A 19070-nucleotide genomic window follows, 5' to 3' on the forward strand; every position below is an offset into this window, starting at 1 on the left:
ATCCGGGTAGTCGGACCTGGACAAGTGGAGTGGTGCATGGCATTCTCTGTGTGATGCACGTCACTTCGTGATTCTCGAACGGGTAGTTCAGATGAGGTGATCATGTCAGCAGCAGGATCGACACTTCTTGCCATCGGCACCAGGAAGGGATTGTGGCTCGCCTCGAGCCGCGACCGGAGGACCTGGACGGTGTCCGAGCCGCACTTCCTCATGGAGGAGATCCCGAGCGTGGCCATCGACGTCCGCGGCGGGAGGGTGCGCCTGTTCGCGGGCCGGATGTCATGGCACTTCGGCCCCTGCCTCGTGCACTCCGACGACCTCGGTGCCTCCTGGACCGAGCCGCGCGAGGGCAGCATCCGGTTCGGTCCCGCGGACGGCGCCGCACTCGAGCGGATCTGGCAGATCCAGCCCGACTCCGAGGACCGCCCGGGCGTGGTGTGGGCGGGGTGCCAGCCGATCTCGGTCTGGCGCTCGACGGACCACGGGGAGACCTTCGAGCTGAACCGGGGGCTGTGGGACCACCCGCACCGCCCGGACTGGGGCGCGGGGTTCGGCGGGGCCGCCGCGCACACGGTGCTCCCGAGCCCCCGGGACGCGACGGTGCACGTCGCGATGAGCACGGGTGGTGTGTACCGGTCGGACGACGGCGGGAACTCCTGGCACCCCAGGAACAGGGGGATCAGCGCGTACTTCCTCCCGGAACCCGCTCCGGACTTCGGGCAGTGCGTCCACAAGGTGGCGCGCGACGCCGTGGACCCCGACCGCCTGTACGCCCAGAACCACCGCGGGGTCTACGCGACCCGGGACGGCGGCGACTCCTGGCAGTCGATCGCGGAGCGCCTGCCCGCCGACTTCGGTTTCGTGATGCTCACCCATCCCCGCCGGGGCGGGACGGCCTGGGTGATCCCCCTCGAGTCCGACGGCGAGCGGATCCCGCCCGGTGGGCACCTCGCCGTGCACCGGACGGACGACGGCGGTGCCACCTGGGAGGCAGGTGACACGGGACTTCCCGCCCCCGACTACAACGCGGTGCTCCGGGACGCGGCGTGCACGGACACCGCGGACGTGGCGGGCGTGTACTTCGGGACGCGTGGTGGATCGGTGTACGCGAGCGCCGACGAGGGGCGTTCTTTCCAGGAGGTCATCGGGCACCTGCCGGACGTGCTCTCGGTCCGTGCCGCCGTGGTGCCCGGCTGAGGTCGGCACACCATGACCTCGGTCACCGTCCTCATCCCCACACTCCTCCGGCCCTGCACCGCCGGGCGGAAGGAGGTGACCCTCCACCCGGACGAGGCCCACGACGTCGCCGCGGTACTCGATCGCCTCGGTGTACTGCATCCGCTGCTCGAGGGACGGATCCGCGACGAGACCGGTGCGCTGCGGCGCTTCGTGAACATCTACGTCGACGGCGAGGAGGTGCGGCGCCTGGACCTCCTCGGCACACCCGTCCGCGCCGGGGCGACGATCATGATCATGCAGTCCGTCGCCGGGGGCTGAGCGGGGGGACCCGGTGCCGTGCGCCCGTCCGGAACCCGGTGACCCTCACCGCCCCGGCCGGATCAGCCGGACGTGCCCGCTAGGAGGTCAGGGCACCGGAGAGACGCACCGACTCCCCCGGGCCCCGGAGGACGAACCCGCGCACCCGGGCCCAGGCCACGAGTTCACCGGCGATGGTCGAGGCGATCCCCGACCACCGGGCGTAGGGGAGCACGTAGACGTAGTCGACCGCCACCTGGTCGGCCCCGAGGCGGCGGAGGGCCCCGCATCCCACGGGTTGCCCGGTGGCGAGCTCGTACGCGATGAGGAAGGTGGCGATCGTGGCGCCGTCGTCCGGCCCCCCGACCTGTTCACCCCCCGGTGCGCGGTCGCGGGCCACCTCGGCCCGGAACGCGTCGCGGAGGCCCAGGCCCACGGGGTTGGACCAGGGCACATGGCGAACCCTCAGAGTCTGCACGGTGGTCTCCTGACGACGTGGTGTCCACCCAACGCTAGGGAGCGGGGGTTTCACCCGTATTTCCGGCTGCGAAATTTTCCGTGCATTCTGCCGGAGCCGCGGGCAGTGCCAGGGCTACTGGTAGGTGACCAGCCAGGGCTTCGGCTCCACCACGGAGTACGTCTGCTCCGGGGTGAGCATGGGCTGGTCCTCGTCGTAGAAGTTCTTCCACGAGGGCCAGATCCCGGCGGGAGGTACGGACTGCAGGACGTTCCACGTGTCGAGCTTCTGGCCCGGCGTACCGTGGCCGTCGGCGTGCAGGGTGACGGCGAGCTCGGTCCGGGACACGTCCAGGTCCTCGCGGTCGGTGATCATGTCGATCCGGAACTGGTGCACCATCAGCAGCTTCTGCGGGAGGGCGTTGTCCCGGGTGAGGTCCGCGAGCCAGGCCGATGCCTCGTTGATCTCCGCCGCGCTGACGGTTCCGATCTGCTGGAGGGGACGCTGACCCGGCGCCAGCCGCCACTCGGGGTCCAGGGCGAGGCCCACGGAGGGCCGTACCAGGAGCTCCTCGTACTCCCGCACCTGGGAGAGGAAGTCGGAGCCGCCGGACTGGAAGTCCAGCACCACGTAGACCCCCGCGGCCTCCGCCGCATCCACCCAGGGCCGCAGCTCGTCGACGGGCGTCCGGTTCGAGTAGCTGCCGTCGGCGCCCGGGTCGGCGCCGGCCACGGTGGCGATCAGGTCGAGTGCCGGGATCACGGGCTCGTCGCTGAAGGGCCGGTACTGCTCCGCCAGCGCCTGCACCCGGACCATCGTCTCGTCGATCCCCTGTTCGCCGAGCGCTCCGAGGTAGGGGCCGCTCGGATGGCCGTAGAGGGCCCCCATGCGCCTCCCGGGGAACACGGTCTGCCCTCCGGCGGGCAGCTCCACGCCGGTGGCCGCCGCGGCGGCCCGCACCGCGAACTCCTCCTGGGTGCCGAACTCGTCCCCGAGCGCGAGGACGGCCGTGTCCGTGTGCTCGTGCACCGCCTGCACGGCGGCGGAGCCCGTCCGGGGATCACCCTCCGGCAGGAGTTCGACGTCGGCCCCCGCCGCGCGTGCGGTGGCCACGGACGCCGGTGCGGAGGACCCGGTGGCGAGCACCAGCGCGTCCGAAGGATCAGTGGCGGCCCGGAAGTCCGGGAGGTCGGTGGTGGTGGCCCGGTCCGCCAGCGCGGTTCCCTCCGACGGCTCACCCGACGCCTCCGGCGTGCCGCCCGGTACCGTGGCGGCGTCGCCCTCGATCCGGACCACCTGCGGCGCCTCCCGCTCCGATCGCCCGAGCGCGTCCACGAACCCCGCCGCCGCGCCCGTGGTCTCCTCCGCCGGGAAGCCGAGGGCGTCCTGGAACGCGGCCGCCTCCGTGGGCCCGGCCGGCAGTTCCCGGGACCCGGCGAGCGCCTCCCAGTCGGCTGCCGGGTCCCCGTCCGCGATCACGGTTCCCGCGCCCAGCCGGTCGAGTTCCGCCGTGGCGTCCGCCGACCCCTCGCCGTCCGGGCCCACCAGCACCCGGGGCACGCCCAGCCCGGCGGCGGCGGCCGCGGCCGGCCCCCGGGCCGGGTCCGGCCCGCCGGCCGGGGCCCCGGGGGGGGGGGCCAGCCCCACCGCCACGGGACTGGCCTCGAACAGGGCGGCGCTCATGTGCACGGAGGCCTGGACGGGGGTGCCGGTCACCACCTGCCGCTGCGTCGCATCGGGGGAGGCCAGCACGACGGCGGACACGTCCTGACCCGACGTGTCCGTGGGGTCCGGGCTCGGCAGGGTGCCGGTGCAGCCCGTCAGGGTGAGGAGCAGCACGAGGGCCGGGACGGTAGTGGCACGGAGGAGGCGGGGAACGGGGATGACGCACGGCTTTCTCGAGATCGGCTGGGCCCCGAGCGGACGCCCCGGTACGCCGCCCGCGCCTGCGCAACACTCAGACGGTGAAGCGGATCACACTGCCCGGTGGTAGCTGCGCCGCACGATCGAGGTCCGCGGAGACCACCACGCCGATCACGGGGTAGCCGCCGGTGACGGGGTGGTCGGCCAGGAACAGCACAGGCAGGCCGGAGGGCGGGATCTGCAGTGCTCCGCGGACCGTCCCCTCGCTCGGGAGCTCACCCCGGCGGCTCCGCGTCAACGCCGGGCCGTCCAGGCGGAGCCCGATCCGGTTGGACTGCGCGGGGACCGTCCACTGCGCGGCGCAGAGCCGGGCGAGTTCGCCCTCCTCGAACCAGTCGTCCCGCGGGCCCGGGACGATCCGCAGCGTCGGAGCAGGAGCCCACGTCGGGACGGGCTCAGGGTCCCCGACCACGGATCCCGGTTCCGGCCGGCCCACCGGCAGGGGCGTACCCGAGACCAGCGCCGGTGGGCCCACCCCGGACATCGAGTCCGTGGAGCGGCTCCCGAGGACCTCCTCGACGTCGAACCCGCCCCGCACCGCCGTGTAGGCGCGCAGACCTGACTCCGGCGCGGACTGGTGCACCACCTCCCCCTCCCGCAGCAGGAACGGGGTGCACAGCGGCACCTCCCGTTCACCGCCGTCGGGCAGGACGGCCCGCAGGCCGACGGCGGCGCCGGTGACGGCGAGCACCTGGTCCTGGACGGCACGGAGCACCAGGCCGCCGTTGAGGCTCTCGATCACCGCGTCCGTGGCCGCGTTGCCCACCAGTCGGTTCACCCGGCGCACCGATGCCCGATCCAGCGCTCCGGCCCCCGCGACCCCCAGGGCCATCCGTCCCGGCCTCCCGAGATCCTGCAGCGTGCTGTACAGCCCGGGGTGCACCACCTCGAGACCCGCGTCCACGCGGGAGACCACGTCCGACGCCGCACGGGGCGGCAGGTCGGCCACCTCCCGCACCGCGGTGAACTGCACGCGGTGGCCCGGCCGGATCAGGGCGGGCTCGGCACGTCGCGTGTCCCAGAGGGCGACGGCGGTGTGCCCGATCAGCTGCCACCCCCCGGGTGACTCCCTCGGGTACACCGCGGAGAACGTACCCGCGAGCGCCACGGACCCGGCGGGAACGGCCGTGCGCGGGGACTCCCGGCGCGGGACCTCCAGCCGCGGGTCGCCACCGGTGAGGTAGGCGAACCCCGGGGCGAAGCCCCCGAAGGCCGCGACCCACGGTTCCGCCGTGTGGGCGGCGATCACGGCGTCCTGCCCGAGACCCGTGAACCGTGCCACCTCGGCGAGGTCGGCGCCGTCGTACTGCACCTCGACGGTGACGAGGGCGTCCTCCTGCTCGGCGGGGAGCGACGGGTCGATGGTGCGCAGGCGCTCCGCGAGCGGCCGCACCTGTGCGGCGTCCTCGACGGTGACGAGCACCGTGCAGGCCGCCGCGACCACGTCCACCTGCCCGGCCACGGGGTCCGCCTGCAGCTGCGCCTGCACGCTGAGCACCTCGGGGAGTCCGGGGAGTTCCAGCAGCAGGCCGCGATCACCCACGGGCCGCAGCCGGGGCTCCGGCGCCCCTCCCTCAGGCAAAAGCGCGTACCGGGATACCGGCGGCCTCGAGCGCCCGCCGTACCGCGGCCGCCATGGTCACGGCGCCCGGGGTGTCGCCGTGCAGGCAGATGCTCTCGGCCTCCACGCGGAGACGCGACCCGTCGATCGCCACCACCTCGCCGTCGCCCGCCATGCGCAGCACGTGCGCCACGACGTCGGACTCGCGGTGCAGGACGGCGCCGGGCTCCCGCCGGGCCACGAGCGCACCATCGGGTGTGTAGGCGCGGTCCGCGAAGACCTCGGTCACCGTCCGGAGCCCCGCCGCACGCGCCTCGGCCTCCACGACCGTGCCCGGCAGCACCAGCAGGGGCAGTGAGGCGTCGACCTCCCCGACGGCCCGGACCACAGCCCTCGCCTGCTGCTCGTGCACGGCGATCGTGTTGTACAGGGCACCGTGGGGTTTCACGTAGCGCACGCGCGTCCCCGCCACGGCCGCGAGGGCCTGGAGCGCCCCGATCTGGTACACGACGTCATCCGTGAGCTCGTTCGGCTCCACATCGAGGAACCGCCGGCCGAACCCGGCGAGGTCCCGGTACCCGGGGTGGGCGCCCACGGTCACGCCGGCGGCGGCCGCCGCGGCGCAGGTGGCCCTGATGCCCACCGGGTCCCCGGCGTGGAAGCCGCAGGCCACATTCACGCTGGAGACCGATCCGATGATCCGGGCGTCGTCGCCGAAGGTCCAGTTCCCGAAGGACTCGCCCACGTCGCTGTTCAGGTCGATCGTCATCTGTGACCTCTCTCTCAGGTTCCCGGTCGAGCGTCATGGAACACCCCGGATGTTCAACGATCTCGGACGGTCACCGGTGGGCGGCGCCGATCCACGGCAGCACGCATGACGTAGGCTGAAAAATATACCGTCGCGGCTCGTCCCGGCGAGTACGCGCACGTCCGGTGTCATCCGGCGTCGCCGACGGACGAGGTCCGACGCCGCATGGTCGGCGGGATCCACCCGCATCCCAGGGCGATCCCACACACACCACGAGGAGTGGACACATGAGCGAGCATTCCGGGGCCTCCGCGGCTCCGCCTCCCGAGGAGGAGCAGGACACCTCACCCCCCGAGGAGACCCGGCTGCGCGTCCGCCGCGGCGCCATGATCTCCGCCCTGCAGCCCACCACCGCCGTGGTGGGAAGGCTGCTGGTCCTCGCGGTCGCCGTGCTCGGACTGCTCTACCTGCTGTCCACCCTCTGGGTGATCGTCCTCCCGCTGCTCCTGGCCCTCCTCCTGGCCTCCGTCCTGTGGCCGCTCAACGGACTGCTCAGGAAGATCATGCCGAAAGCGCTGGCGGCCGCGCTCTCCGTCCTCGGCCTGCTCGGGACCATCGGTGCCGTGGGGTGGTTCACCATCTCGGTGTCCGTCGAGGGAGTGCGCGACCTCTCCGAGAGCGCCGTCGAGAACATCCAGAGCATCGGCGAGTTCGCGGCGTCCCTGGACGTGCCGTTCGAACTCCCCGACGTGGACCAGATCCTGACCAGCGCACTCACCTGGTTGCAGGATCATTCCGGGCAGATCCTGGCGGGGGTCACCTCGGGCATCGGCACCCTGGGATCCGTCTCCATCACCGCCCTCCTGGCGCTCGTCCTCACCTTCTTCTGCCTCAAGGACGGGGACCGGTTCTCGGGCTGGCTGCTGCGCTGGACCACGGGCACCGTGTTCGTGCACACCGGTGAGGTGGCTGCACGGTCCTGGAGGACCCTCTCCGCCTACATCCTGGCGCAGGCGGCCGTCGCGATGGTGGACGCCGTCTTCATCGGTCTCGGCCTGTGGATCCTCGGCGTCCCCCTGGCCCTGCCCCTCGCGGTCCTGATCTTCTTCGCCGGCTTCCTGCCGATCATCGGAGCCGTGGGCACCGGGATCCTCGCGACCCTCGTGGCCCTGCTGGCCAACGGGTGGGTGACCGCCCTGATCGCGCTGGGCCTCGTGCTGCTGGTCCAGCAGCTGGAGAGCAACGTGCTGCAGCCGAGCCTCGGGGGGAAGTCGCTCAAGCACCATCCCGCCGTGGCGCTGCCCGCCGTCCCCGCCGGCGGGACGATCTTCGGGCTCATCGGGGCGTTCCTGGCCCCCCCGATCATCGCCGTGGGGATGGTGGCGTTCCAGTACGGCCGCGAGCGGCTGCCCGAGCCCCCCCCGCCCGGGACCTCGCCCGCGCCGGCGGCCGAGCCGGTCCCGCCGGGCACGCCGGCCCCGGACGACGTCGCGGCGGGGGAGCCGCCCCCGGCCTCCCGGGCACCCGCGGGCGGCCGCCAGCCGGCCGGCCGTCATGGGCGAGCGCCGGGCCTCCGCGTCAGGGATCGGTGGTGAAGCCGATCAGTTTGTGCGAACCGTCGCAGTAGGGCTTCAGGACCGAGGCTCCGCACCGGCCCAGCGCCACGGTACGGCGGGTGCGCGGCAGCTCCTGGCCGTCCGTGCCCACCAGCTCGAAGTCCCCGCGGACGAGGAGCGGGCCGTTCGCGCAGGCCACCACGGAGACGGGCGTGGCCGATCCGGAGTTGAGGCTCCGCTGCGGGACGTCCGCGCCATCCCGTTCACCGCCCTGGGTATGGTCGGCGCCGGACGCGTGCTCGGCGCTCATGCGGCCACTGCTCCCACGTGGTGCAGCGACGAACGGCCCGCCTCCCACGCCTCCAGGATGTGCTGCGTCATCAGGACGTCGAGAGCGATGCCCGCCGCGGCCCCGAACAGGACGTCGGGCAGTAGCCGGGGGTCCTGCTCCACCAGCCCGCCGGCCATGTCCCGGCCCGCGATCTGCTCGTGCACGGCATCGGCCTCGACGTGCTCGTCGAAGTACTCCCTCGCCTCCTCGCCGTGGCCATGGCGCTTGAAGCCTCGCGAGTGCAGGCGGTTCGGCTGTGACGACGTCATCTCGTATGCCGCCAGGTGACCCACGATCGCACCCCGGAGACGGCGGTTCAGGCCGAAGAGGGACATCAGGTTGTTGGAGGCCAGCGTGATGGCGGGAACCGCGTCCAGGTACGCACCGTAGGTGTCGTCCATGCCGAGATCCCGCATGGTGCGTGCGAAGAGGGCGGAGTGCATGCGTGTCGGGAGCCCGTTGCCGTACTCGTCCGCCTGGATCTCCACCAGGGCGGCCTTCGCCCGTCCCGTCAGCCGGGGGATCGCCCATGTGTGGGGATCGGCCTCCTTGAGCTGGTAGATCGACTTGTGCACCAGGAACTCCCGCAACTGGTCCTCCGTGGCGGACCGCGCCACGAACCGGGACATGCTGGGGCCCGCATCCTCGCCGGTCATCCGGAACAGCTCCGCGCAGACCGCCTCGCTGGAGGAGTCCGGCAGGTCGCCGAGGACGACGCGGCTCCGTACGGCCTGCTCGAACGCCCCCTCGATCAGGCGGCGGATCCCGAGGAGCCCCGGGTGCCACTCCCAGTCGTCACCGGCGTCGTCGATCCCGCTGTAGTGCAGTTCGTACAGGCAGAAGAGCGCGAGCTGCAGGTCGTCGTCCCGCAGGATGTCCGGCGTCCCGGAGACCCGCTCCGCGACGAGCGTGCCGAGCTGCACGAGCGACTCCTCCTGGGTGGGCGCGGGTGCGGCGATCGTCGCCAGCACGAGGGCGCTGATCTCCCCGCGGGGGGTCGGCTGTTTCATCGAGAACCTCTTCTGTCCGCGGTTCCGCCGTAGCGGGGCTGTCGATGGTAAGCCTACTTGTGGTCGGTGACACTCGGACGGCGGGGTGGTGCCGGACGCAGGACGACGCCGGACCGACGGCCACCCCAGGTGCCGCCGATCCGACGTCGTCCTCCTCCTCAGGCGCTGTGCGCGCCGGTCCGTGCAGTCCGTTCCCGCACGGGTCGCGGAACCCCCGGCCGTGTCAGACCCGGCTCGCCGTGCTCCTGGCACTGCGGCCGAGGATCACGCCGAGGCCGATCATGCCCACGGCCAGGACGAAGTGCAGCCAGTTGTCGGCGTTGTTCAGCGGCACGAAGTTCGCGGCGGAGTCCTGCCCGATGACCAGGCCGTAGATCCAGAGCACCGCGTAGATGACCCCACCACCGATGAGGTAGGTACGGGCACCGGAGATGGTGCGTGCCATCGCCAGACCGGCGACGCCGAAGAGTAGGTGCACGATGTTGTGGAGGATCGAGACCTGGAAGATCCCGAGCAGCAGGGCCTCGGACTGGTGCCCGGCGAACATCATGGTGTCGTAGTCCGAGGTGATGCCCGGGATGAAGCCGAGGATCCCCACCAGCAGGAACACCACGCCCACTGCCTGGGCGGTGCGCTGCAGGGTCGTCCTGCCGCTGTCAACGGTGCGGTTGTTCGCGTTCGTCATTTGTTCTTCCTTTTTCTTCGTCTGAGACCGGTTATTCGCGGTTGAGCTTATCCTGCACCGTTCCCGCGATCTTCTCCAGGGTGTTGGGCAGTTCGGTGGTGCCGTAGAAACGGGAGTCCACGTGGGTGGGCGGGGGCATCGGCGCACTCGTGGTGGGGCCCTCGTGGTACGAGAACTCGCCATTGCCGTCCGGGGTGGGGCCGGAGGCCCAGCTGCCCTCGGACGCCGCCTTGCCGTCCGAGAAGTTCAGGTACTGGTAGGAGACCTCGGTGGCCTCCTTCTTCTGGGGGAAGTTGCTGGGTACGGGCAGCAGCTCCATCTTCGACTCCTGTAGTTCCCTGGCGGCGGCGATCCACTGGTTCTGGTGCATCGTGTCTCGTGCCAGGAGGAAGGAGAGCATGTCCCGGACGCCGTGGTCGTCGGTCATGTGGTAGAGCCGGGCCACCTGCAGCCGCCCTTGCATCTCCGCGTTGGCATTCGCGGTGAAGTCGGCGAGCAGGTTCCCGCTCGCCGTGATGTAGCTGCCCTGCCAGGGGTTGCCCATGCTGTCCACGGCGCGCGCACCGGCGCCGGCCACGATCGCCTGCTGCATGTCCGTCCCGCCCACCACGGCCGCGATCGCGGGGTCCGACTGCACGGCGTCGTCGGTGATCCCGAGCGGTGCCTTCTCGAGCAGCTGGGCGATCATGGTGGCCAGCATCTCGACGTGGCCCATCTCCTCGGCGGCGATCCCGAAGAGCAGGTCCCGGTACTTGCCCGGGATGTGCGTGTTCCACGCCTGGAAGTTGTACTGCAGCGCGACGGTGATCTCGCCGTACTGACCACCGAGCACCTCCTGCAGCTTGCGCGCGTAGACGGCGTCCGGCTTGGCCGGAGTGGCCTTGTACTGGAGTTCCTGCTTGTGGAAAAACACGTGTATCTCCTCCCGCATCCGGTTCTCCCACGCATGGATCCACTTCTTATGGAAGTGGTCACGGGAGATCCTCGTCGACACGACGCTAACGCCGCGACGATGATTCCGGAAGGTACTAAGGGTACTTATCCTCGACTTGCGAATTCGTCGGAAAACCTTGCAGGAGTGATGCTAAGCATGCTTAGCTTGCACGACATGTCCAGTACGGGACATGGATCGCACCATCGGACCGAAGCGGTGAGTACACGATGGCGCATCCATGGAACGGCAGAATCAACGTGAGGAACACTGATGACTACGCAGAACTGGCCGCAAGACCCCCTGGTGCCGTCCACCACCGGGAACGAGGCCTCGACCTCGGACCTCGGGACCACCGAACTCGGCACCTCCGACTCCACCAGGTCCACCTCCGATGCCAAGGCCTCGGCCGCCAAGGACTCCGCGAAGCAGGTGGGCGAGGACGGCAAGGAGGCCGCGAAGAACGTCGCGGGTACAGCGGCGAGTGAGGCCAAGAGCGTGGCAGCGGAAGCGAGCTCGCAGGCCAAGGACCTCTTCAGCACGGTCAGCTCCGAGGTCAGGACGCAGGCCGGGTCCCAGCAGCATAAGGTCACGGAGGGCCTCCGCGGCATCTCCGACGAACTGAGGTCGATGGCGGAGAAGTCCGACAACGGCATGGTCTCGAGCCTCGTCCAGCAGGCCTCCGAGCGCGGGCACAGTGCCGCGAGCTGGTTGGACGGTCGGGATGCCTCCGAGGTGCTCGAGGACGTCAAGGCGTTCGCCCGTCGCAAGCCGGGCACGTTCCTGGCCCTCGCGGCAGGTGCCGGTCTCGTGGTCGGCCGCCTCACCCGCAGTGCCGCCGCCAACCGCAGCTCGGACAGCCACAGCTCCTCCGATGCATCGGCCCGACACGACGCACTCCCTGCGGGAAACCCGACCTCCACCCCCACCGGGTACACGGAGGTGGACGCCGACGCCTACAGCGGCACGCCCGCCACGGTCGACCTGGGTGGCACGACCGACACCCAGACCGGGTCCAACCCCGCCCTGATCGATCCCGCGGACGACTACCCCACGATCCCGCCGGGCACGCCTCCGGTAGGCACCCGCCCGGATGACGGAGGACTGCGCCGATGAGCCAGCCCTACACCGGGGGCGCGCACCAGGCGTCGGTCCCGCCTCCCTCCGAAGCACATGAACGAGCCGATTCCCAGAGTATCGGGGAGCTCATGGGGGACCTCACCGCCAACTTCTCCAAGCTGATGCGGCAGGAGGTGGCGCTGGCGAAGGCCGAGGCCACCGAGTCGGCGAAGCAGGCCGGGAAGGGTGCAGGCATGTTCGCCGGCGCCGCGGTCGGCGGGCACTTCGTGCTCCTGTTCCTCTCCCTCGGCCTCATGTGGGGCCTGGCGGCGGTCATGCCCACCGGATGGGCCGCGGTAATCGTGGCCGTCGTCTGGGGCATCATCGCCGCAGTACTGGCACTCCTCGGCAAGAAGGAGATGCAGCAGGTCAAGGGGCTCCCGAACACCGCGGAGACCGTCAAAGAGATTCCGCCGACACTGAAACCAGGTGAGCACACACGATGAGCCAGACACCAGAAGAAATTCGTGCAGATATCGAGCGCACACGCCGTGAACTCAGCTCCGATGTCGACGCCGTCGCCGACAAGGTCAACCCGGCGAACATCGCACACCGCCAGACCGAGAAGGTCAAGCACAGCTTCAGCAACGTGAAGGAGACCGTCATGGGCAAGGCCGAGGACGTCAAGGACTCAGTACTGGGGAAGACGGACGACGTGAAGGACTCCCTCCATTCCAGGGCCGGGAGCGGCATGGACTCGGCGCAGTCCGCCACCGGGGCAGCTCGTGACCGGGTGAACCAGGCGCAGCACGCGGTGCACGACGCCCCGGGCAAGGTCTCGAGCAGGACGGCGGGCAACCCCCTCGCCGCCGGTCTGATCGCCTTCGGCGCCGGCCTCCTCGTTGCATCCCTGATCCCGGCCAGCCAGAAGGAGCAGCAGGCCACGGCCCAGCTCAAGGAGCAGGCCGCGCCGTTGACGGAGGCCGTGACCGACGCCGCGAAGAACGTGGTCGAGGAAGTCCGCGAACCGGCGCAGCAGGCGGTGCAGGCGGTCAAGGAGAGCGCGACCGACTCGGTGAACACCGTCAAGGACGAGGGACAGCAGGCCGCCAGTGACGTGAAGGGCAGCGCGCAGGACGCGAAGTCGAACGTCCAGCACAGCTGACCCGTTCGGCACGACAGGCCGCCGGAGCAGTCCGGCGGCCTGTCGCCGTGTCCGGCCCCACCCGGCACGGAGGCGCTGCACGGGATGGCACGGGTCCGGCGGCACTAACGGCCGGGTCGACCGCCCGTCAGCCCGGTGTTCCTGCCGATCGGCCCAGTGCGGCCTCGGCCTCTACCTGGGAGAGGATCGGCTGGCGGTACTCCGCCGAGAGCATCTCTAGCATCGCCGCTGCGTACTTCGTGTTCGTGCTCCCGATCGCACTGCGGGCATAGGCCGCCCGGAGATCCGACGCGAAAGCGTCCGCGCCCGTGTGGGCCACACAGTTGTGGGTGGAGACGCCGGCGAGGACCACCCGGTCCACACCGAGGTCCCGGAGCCGTTCGGCGAGTCCGGTGCCGAAGAACGCACTGTCACGCGTCTTGAGCACGCGCTCCTCCCCCTCCACCTCCAGGCCGTCGACGATCCGGGCCTGGTCGGTTCCGCCGAAGATGAAGCCCTGGTCGTCGTCCCGCATGGAGACGGTCCAGGTGGAGCGATCCGGCATGTGCTCCGTACCGATCACCAGGACGGGAGCGCCACCGGCCCGGGCAGCACGGACCAGCGCGTTGCAGGCCACCACGAGCTCCTGCCGGGCCGCTGCGAGCATCTGGTCCTCGAAGAAGGCGTTCTGCATGTCGATGACCAGCAGCGCCGTCCTCCCCTCCGCACCCTCGAAGGTGGCGTGGGCCTGGGACTGTGACATGGGACTCCGATCGGACGGTGCCGGCCGAGTTTTCCAGTCGGGAGGGCGGCTCGGTGGCCTGGGATCGCCGCGGGACCGCGGATCCGCACACCCTGCTTCGACGCTCTCACGCCGGCCGCCGGGGGACAATCCGCACTGAGACGGTAAGCCTGCTTCCCATCTGGTACTAAGTGTGCTTACTCTAGGGGTCGGTGGTTCGTCCGGTATCCGGATGGGACCAACAACCGAGAATTCCATACCCTCGACGTGAGAGTACTCAGAAGGAGAAGGAAATGATCACCCAGGAGAACATCGACACCCTGCTCGGCAACGGCGGCAACGTCCTCGGCACCGACGGCGAGAAGATCGGTTCGATCGGCCAGGTCTACCTCGACGACCAGACCGGCGAGCCGAGCTGGGTCACCGCCAAGACCGGCCTGTTCGGTACCTCGGAGTCCTTCGTACCCCTGCAGGGTGCGGACGTCGAGGGCGACGACGTACGCGTCCCCTACACCAAGCAGCACGTGAAGGACGCACCGCGCATCGAGTCCGACGGCAACCTCAGCCCCGAGGAGGAGGACCGCCTGTACAGCCACTACGAGATCGGTGGCGGCACCAGCGGCTACACCGAGACCACCACGGGCACCACCGGGACCGCCGGTTACGACACCACCACGACGACGGGGACCACCACCGGGACCGTCGGCCAGGGTGAGCGCGACGTCGACCTCGACGCCGCAGCCGCGGGTCGCACCACTGCCGGGGTGGACTCCTCCACGGACACCAGCCGCCACACCGTGGGCCACGACACCTCCGGTCCCACCACGGACGATGCCATGACCCGCTCCGAGGAGCAGCTCCGCGTCGGCACCGAGAAGCGCGAGGCGGGCCGTGCGCGCATGCGCAAGTACGTGACCACCGAGAACGTCACCAAGACGGTTCCCGTCAGCCACGAGGAGGTCCGGGTGGAGCGCGAGCCCATCACCGACGCCAACCGCGGCGACGCCTACGACGGCCCCGCGATCAGCGAGGAGGAGCACGAGGTGACCCTCACCGAGGAGCGCCCCGTGGTCGAGAAGGAAGCCGTCGCGGTCGAGCGCGTCCGCCTCGACAAGGAGACGGTCACCGACCAGGAGACGGTCAGCGCGGATGTGCGCAAGGAAGAGATCGAGGTCGAGGGCGTGGACGACACGCGCCGAGGCACGAACTCCTAGAGCATCACCGACGGCGGGCCCGGAAGCTACTTCCGGGCCCGCCGTCGTCGTTCGTGGACGGAACTCCTGGCAGCCCGGCAGGAGGCACCTCACCCCTCCGTCCGCGACCTGCTACTCCTCGAAGTCAACTTCTTGCCCACCGTGCAGGAAAGATGCTAAGCAAGCTGTCTATTCCGGCCGAAGGTGTCTAGAGTGGTCAGCAGAGGAACATCCACCACGCAGCACAATGCATCACCAAGGGGAAGGAAACGCCATCGTGCCGGAGTTGAACGATTGGTCGACCAGCCGCCTGCTGACCACGGCCGCACGGATCGTGGAGCACTCATGGAACGAGAAACTCCTGGGCATCGGCATCACCCATGCAGGTCTCACCACCCTCGGTGTGCTCGAACGCGAGGGGACCCTGACCGGCGTCCGGTTGGCGCAGCTGGTCCATGTGCAGGCCCAGACCGTCGGACGCACGCTGGACCGCCTCGAGAAGCGTGGTCTGGTGACCCGGCTGCGCAACACGGCGGACCGACGGAGCCAGCGGATCACCATCACCTCGGCCGGGCAGAAGGCGCTCGAGCGGGCCAAGAACATCGAGAACGAGCTGATGGCCGAGGAGGGCCTGGCGTCCGAGGACCTGCGGGACCGCCTGAAGACGGTCATCAACGAGCTGGGCCCCAAGAAGGACTAGTAGCCCCCGCCGTCCGCCGCCATGTTGTTGAAGCGTGAGTAGTGGCCCTGGAAGCCCACCACGAGGGTCTTGGTAGGGCCGTTGCGGTGCTTGGCGACGATCACGTCGGCCTCCCCCGCACGCGCCGACTCCTTGTCGTAGACGTCGTCACGGTGCAGCAGGATCACCATGTCGGCGTCCTGCTCGATCGACCCCGATTCACGCAGGTCGGACACCTGCGGCCGCTTGTCCGTACGCTGCTCGGATCCACGATTGAGCTGCGAGAGCGCGACCACCGGCACGTTCAGCTCCTTGGCCAGGAGCTTCAGGGCCCTCGAGAACTCGGACACCTCCTGCTGCCGTGACTCGACGCGCTTGCCCGAGGACATCAGCTGCAGATAGTCGAGGACCACCAGCTTCAGATCATGGCGCTGCTTGAGCCGCCGGCACTTGGCCCGGATCTCCATCAGGGACATGTTGGGGCTGTCGTCGATGAACAGCGGGGCGTCGTTCATCCGGCCCATCGTGGTGGCGATCTTCCCCCACTGCTCGTCCTTGATCGTGCCCTTGCGCAGATCCTGCAGACCGATGGTGGCCTCGGCGGACAGCAGGCGCATCGCGATCTCGTTGCGGCCCATCTCGAGCGAGAAGAACACCGTGGCCATGTTGTGCTTGATCGCCGCGGACCGCGCCCAGTCCAGCGCGAAGGTGGACTTACCCATCGCGGGACGGGCCGCGACCACGATCATCTGCCCACCGTGGAGTCCCTGCGTCAGTTCGTCGAGCTCGTAGAAACCGGTGGGTACACCGGTCATCCCCTCCCCGCGGTGCCCGGCGGACTCGATCTCGTCCACCGTGCCCTCGATGATGTCCTTCAGGGCCACGTAGTCCTCCGCGGTACGGCGCTCGGCCACCGCGTAGACCTCCGCCTGGGCGGCATTGACGAGGTCGTCCACCTCGCCGTCGTTGCTGTACCCGAGCTGGACGATCTTGGTGCCGGCGTCCACGAGACGCCTCAGCACCGCGCGCTCGCGCACGATCTCCGCGTAGAAACCGGCATTGGCCGCCGTGGGTACCGACTGGATGAGTGTGTGCAGGTACGCCGGGCCCCCGATGCGGGAGATCTCACCGCGCTTGGTGAGCTCGTCGGACACGGTGACGGCGTCGGCCGGCTCGCCGCGCCCGTAGAGGTCGATGATGGCCTCGTAGATGCTCTCGTGGGCCGGCCGATAGAAGTCGATCCCGCGGAGGACCTCCACGCAGTCGGCGATCGCATCCTTGGAGAGCATCATGCCCCCGAGGACGGACTGCTCCGCGACGAGGTCCTGCGGGGGTGTACGGGAGAACTCCGGGTTACGGGTGTCCGATGATGAATCTGCATGTGCCAGGGACATGTGAGGGCCTCTTTCCTGCTTCTGGAAGCGCTGCACACCGGGATGCACGGCGGACGCCCGCGTGGATGTCCCGGATCAGCTCCGGTACCCGGAACCTCACTGTCGGGAGCTTCCGGCAACCGTAACCCCCGCCGGCTCTTCCGCAAAGCGCTGGACCAACAGGGGGTGTGGGTAAGTGTGAATAAGCTGTGGATTACTCACCGTATCTTGTGCACAGGATGGGGAGAAAGCTGTGGACAACTCTGTGGGTGGAGCTCAATACACGCCCTGACCTGCGATAACTTTATCCCCGCCCTGTGCACTCAGGTTATTTTCGGGCGTCCGTTCTTCCACAGGCGCACTGTTGACAGGACGGTGGGGACAGTGCGGTCGCCGCCGTCGGCCCTCGGGATATCCACAGAATCGAACCGCCCGGGCGGGACGGCCGGACGATCGGCGCCCTGGCGCGGACGTCACCCCCATATGCCCTGCCGGGTACGGGTCGCGGAGATCGTGGGGGGGCACGGATACGCGCAGCAGTATGCGTCGCGGTGAGAATTCGGGGGGTGATCCACCACATGTCGGCTGCACCGTGACCAACTGCAGGAAGCCCCCGCTTCCGCGGGGGCTTCCTGAGGATCCGAACTGCTGGATGCGGACATCACCGCTTCGCAACTACCCCGAACCCACTTCGCGGGTCCGGGGCCCATCGTTGCTAGCGCTTCGCAACTACCCCGAACCCGCTTCGCGGGTCCGGGGCCCCTCGTTGCTAGCTGGCGACGACATCCAGATCGATCACGGCTGCTACGTCCTCGTGGAGACGGACGTTCGCCTGGTAGGAACCGATCGACTTGATGGCAGCAGGCAGTTCAACCTTGCGCTTGTCGATCTTCCCGAGCCCGGCGGCCTCGACGGCCTTCGCGATGTCGTCGGCCTTGACGGTTCCGAACAGGCGGCCGGAGCCACCGGCCTTCACGGTCAGGGTGACGGGCTTGGCCGACAGTGCGGCGGCCTGACGCTGGGCGTCCTCGAGCGATGCGTGCTCGCGGGCGGAACGGGCGGCCTTGATGGACTCCACCTGCTTCTCGCCACCCTTGCTCCACATCAGGGCGAAACCGCGGGGCAGAAGGTAGTTACGTGCGTAACCGTTCTTCACCTCGACGACGTCGCCCGCGGCACCGAGGCCGGTGACTTCCTGGGTCAGAATGAGCTTCGACATTATGGGTCCCTTTCCTAGCCGCGACCGGCGCCGGAGTACGGCAGCAGAGCGACCTCGCGGGCGTTCTTGATGGCCTGGGCGATCTTGCGCTGCTCCTGCACGGTCACGCCGGTGACGCGACGCGCACGGATCTTTCCGCGATCGGAGATGAACTTGCGCAGCAGGGCTACGTCCTTGTAGTCGATGACGGTGACGTCAGCGGCCTTCAGGGGGTTGGACTTTGGTTTGGGCTTCCGGAGTTCAGCCTTAGCCATCGTGGTGCTCCTTTTCTCGTCGGAGCCCGCAGAACGATTCTGCGGGATGGGTACTGCCAGTCATCTGCATGACTGCGGCGTGGATCCCGGGAACGGGACCGCAGCGCCTAGAAGGGAGGTTCGGAGTCGCCGCCGTTGCCCCAGCCCTGCGAGTTACCGCCCGAGGGTGCACCCCAGGGATCGTCCGCCGGCTGCTGGGACTGCTGGCCACCGTTCCATCCGGACTGCGAGCCGGAGTTTCCACCGAACCCGCCGCCCGAGTTGGAGTTTCCGCCGAAGCCACCGCTGTTGCCACCGTTGCCACCGCCTGAGCGCTGGGTACGGGTGACCTTCGCCGAGGCGTAGCGCAGGGATGGACCGATCTCGTCCACCTCCAGCTCCATGACGGTGCGCTTCTCGCCCTCCTTGGTGTCGTACGATCGTGACTTGAGGCGACCCTGGGCAACCACGCGGGTTCCCTTGGTCAGGGTCTCGGCAACATTCTCCGCGGCCTCGCGCCAGACCGATGCCCTGAGGAACAGCGTCTCGCCGTCCTTCCAGTCATTGCTCTGGCGGTCGAAGGTGCGCGGAGTGGACGCGATGGTGAAGTTGGCGACCGCCGATCCCGACGGCGTGAACCGCAGCTCGGGATCGTTGGTGAGGTTGCCGATCACCGTGATGACTGTTTCGCCTGCCATGGTGCCTCCTTGGGTCACTTCCCGCCGGGGCGGGACGTTGTGGGGTGCTGGT

Annotated in this window: 21 protein-coding genes; 8 read left to right on the plus strand and 13 right to left on the minus strand. The window is 69.5% G+C overall.

Features of this window, described 5'->3' with window-relative positions; all coding sequences use genetic code 11:
• Positions 1-102 precede the first annotated feature (102 nt).
• Both AC792_RS14945 and AC792_RS14950 read left to right on the plus strand, forming a co-directional pair.
• A complete protein-coding gene (locus AC792_RS14945) occupies positions 103-1197 on the plus strand; it encodes a WD40/YVTN/BNR-like repeat-containing protein (protein ID WP_049831283.1) in 1095 nt (364 codons plus the stop codon).
• 12 nt (positions 1198-1209) lie between these two features.
• On the plus strand, positions 1210-1497 hold the full coding sequence (locus AC792_RS14950; RefSeq protein ID WP_049831284.1) for a MoaD/ThiS family protein: 288 nt from the start codon (positions 1210-1212) through the stop codon (positions 1495-1497).
• Positions 1498-1576: 79 nt separating this feature from the next.
• On the opposite strand, the gene AC792_RS14955 is transcribed toward AC792_RS14950, so the two are convergent.
• The 4 genes from AC792_RS14955 to AC792_RS14970 form a co-directional block, all read right to left on the minus strand.
• Entirely contained in the window at positions 1577-1954 is a 378-nt protein-coding gene (locus AC792_RS14955; protein WP_152916270.1) for a GNAT family N-acetyltransferase, read from the minus strand.
• A gap of 114 nt (positions 1955-2068) precedes the next feature.
• Positions 2069-3772 carry a hypothetical protein gene (locus AC792_RS17960; RefSeq protein WP_049831286.1) on the minus strand — a complete coding sequence of 568 codons (1704 nt, stop codon included), beginning with the start codon at positions 3770-3772 and terminating at the stop codon, positions 2069-2071.
• A gap of 118 nt (positions 3773-3890) precedes the next feature.
• Positions 3891-5399: a carboxyltransferase domain-containing protein gene (locus AC792_RS14965; RefSeq protein WP_082177796.1), complete on the minus strand. Its 1509-nt coding sequence runs from the start codon at positions 5397-5399 to the stop codon at positions 3891-3893.
• A gap of 31 nt (positions 5400-5430) precedes the next feature.
• On the minus strand, positions 5431-6186 hold the full coding sequence (locus AC792_RS14970; RefSeq protein ID WP_049831288.1) for a LamB/YcsF family protein: 756 nt from the start codon (positions 6184-6186) through the stop codon (positions 5431-5433).
• Between the two features lie 266 nt (positions 6187-6452).
• Between AC792_RS14970 and AC792_RS14975 the strand changes: the two genes are divergently transcribed.
• Entirely contained in the window at positions 6453-7760 is a 1308-nt protein-coding gene (locus AC792_RS14975) for an AI-2E family transporter (RefSeq protein WP_049831289.1), read from the plus strand.
• On the opposite strand, the gene AC792_RS18065 is transcribed toward AC792_RS14975, so the two are convergent.
• The 4 genes from AC792_RS18065 to AC792_RS14995 form a co-directional block, all read right to left on the minus strand.
• Positions 7744-8031, minus strand: coding sequence for a CDGSH iron-sulfur domain-containing protein (locus AC792_RS18065; RefSeq protein WP_082177797.1), 288 nt, complete (start codon positions 8029-8031; stop codon positions 7744-7746). The genes AC792_RS14975 and AC792_RS18065 overlap by 17 nt on opposite strands.
• Positions 8028-9062 (minus strand): iron-containing redox enzyme family protein, encoded by a 1035-nt coding sequence (locus AC792_RS14985; RefSeq protein WP_049831290.1) that lies wholly within the window; start codon positions 9060-9062, stop codon positions 8028-8030. Before AC792_RS14985 ends, AC792_RS18065 begins: the two co-directional genes overlap by 4 nt.
• Positions 9063-9285: 223 nt before the next feature.
• Positions 9286-9747: a DUF4383 domain-containing protein gene (locus tag AC792_RS14990; protein WP_049831291.1), complete on the minus strand. Its 462-nt coding sequence runs from the start codon at positions 9745-9747 to the stop codon at positions 9286-9288.
• 31 nt (positions 9748-9778) lie between these two features.
• A complete protein-coding gene (locus AC792_RS14995; RefSeq protein ID WP_049831292.1) occupies positions 9779-10660 on the minus strand; it encodes a manganese catalase family protein in 882 nt (293 codons plus the stop codon).
• Positions 10661-10951: 291 nt separating this feature from the next.
• Between AC792_RS14995 and AC792_RS15000 the strand changes: the two genes are divergently transcribed.
• Genes AC792_RS15000 through AC792_RS15010 form a run of 3 tightly spaced genes read left to right on the plus strand, consistent with a single transcriptional unit; the run spans position 10952 to position 12902 of the window.
• The gene (locus tag AC792_RS15000; protein WP_049831293.1) at positions 10952-11794 is read left to right on the plus strand and encodes a hypothetical protein; all 843 of its coding nucleotides are present in this window, start codon (positions 10952-10954) and stop codon (positions 11792-11794) included.
• Entirely contained in the window at positions 11791-12243 is a 453-nt protein-coding gene (locus AC792_RS15005) for a phage holin family protein (RefSeq protein WP_049831294.1), read from the plus strand. Before AC792_RS15000 ends, AC792_RS15005 begins: the two co-directional genes overlap by 4 nt.
• Positions 12240-12902 carry a DUF3618 domain-containing protein gene (locus tag AC792_RS15010; RefSeq protein ID WP_049831295.1) on the plus strand — a complete coding sequence of 221 codons (663 nt, stop codon included), beginning with the start codon at positions 12240-12242 and terminating at the stop codon, positions 12900-12902. Before AC792_RS15005 ends, AC792_RS15010 begins: the two co-directional genes overlap by 4 nt.
• Before the next feature lie 127 nt (positions 12903-13029).
• On the opposite strand, the gene AC792_RS15015 is transcribed toward AC792_RS15010, so the two are convergent.
• Entirely contained in the window at positions 13030-13644 is a 615-nt protein-coding gene (locus AC792_RS15015) for a cysteine hydrolase family protein (RefSeq protein ID WP_049831296.1), read from the minus strand.
• A gap of 272 nt (positions 13645-13916) precedes the next feature.
• Here AC792_RS15015 and AC792_RS15020 point away from each other — a divergent pair, with 272 nt between their 5' ends.
• A complete protein-coding gene (locus AC792_RS15020; RefSeq protein WP_049831297.1) occupies positions 13917-14837 on the plus strand; it encodes a DUF2382 domain-containing protein in 921 nt (306 codons plus the stop codon).
• Between the two features lie 256 nt (positions 14838-15093).
• Complete coding sequence (locus tag AC792_RS17135; RefSeq protein WP_235436831.1) at positions 15094-15516, plus strand: MarR family winged helix-turn-helix transcriptional regulator; 423 nt, start codon at positions 15094-15096, stop codon at positions 15514-15516.
• Here the strand turns inward: AC792_RS17135 and dnaB are convergent.
• From dnaB to AC792_RS15045, 4 genes are all read right to left on the minus strand, one after another.
• Positions 15513-16889 (minus strand): replicative DNA helicase, encoded by a 1377-nt coding sequence (dnaB, locus tag AC792_RS15030; RefSeq protein ID WP_049831298.1) that lies wholly within the window; start codon positions 16887-16889, stop codon positions 15513-15515. The two genes, AC792_RS17135 and dnaB, sit on opposite strands and share 4 nt — an antisense overlap.
• Positions 16890-17637: 748 nt before the next feature.
• A complete protein-coding gene (gene rplI, locus AC792_RS15035; protein WP_049831299.1) occupies positions 17638-18087 on the minus strand; it encodes a 50S ribosomal protein L9 in 450 nt (149 codons plus the stop codon).
• Positions 18088-18101: 14 nt separating this feature from the next.
• Positions 18102-18341: a 30S ribosomal protein S18 gene (gene rpsR / locus AC792_RS15040; protein WP_005273147.1), complete on the minus strand. Its 240-nt coding sequence runs from the start codon at positions 18339-18341 to the stop codon at positions 18102-18104.
• 107 nt (positions 18342-18448) lie between these two features.
• Positions 18449-19018, minus strand: a complete 570-nt coding sequence (locus AC792_RS15045) for a single-stranded DNA-binding protein (protein WP_049831300.1) — start codon at positions 19016-19018, stop codon at positions 18449-18451.
• Between the last annotated feature and the right edge of the window lie 52 nt (positions 19019-19070).

It is taken from the genome of Arthrobacter sp. RIT-PI-e, from assembly GCF_001187915.1.
Lineage (GTDB): Bacteria > Actinomycetota > Actinomycetes > Actinomycetales > Micrococcaceae > Arthrobacter_D.